Consider the following 253-nt stretch of genomic DNA (forward strand, 5'->3'; position numbering starts at 1 on the left):
GATTTTTACACTGGCTCTTCCTTGAGATAACCCTACAATTCTCAACGAAGATTTTGCTGGAGAATAGATGCTGATATTGTCTAAAGCAACGTCAGTTGTACTCAACACTCCTGAAGCTTTTGTGTGTAAGTAGAAACGTCCAATTCCATCCAAAGATTCCCCTAAGGTAACTTTGTAAGTGGCATTTGCTTCACTTAAAAGAGTTACTGTATTTGCAGCTCTGTCTTCTAAATAGACGTTGAAACCATCAGGA

The 253-nt window shown here is 38.7% G+C and carries 1 pseudogene; it reads right to left on the reverse strand.

What is annotated here, in order from left to right:
• Positions 1-253, reverse strand: a pseudogene (locus IU405_RS08185) (hypothetical protein); the annotation flags it as partial.

The sequence above is a fragment of the Polaribacter sp. BAL334 genome (genome assembly GCF_015767435.1).
Lineage (GTDB): Bacteria > Bacteroidota > Bacteroidia > Flavobacteriales > Flavobacteriaceae > Polaribacter.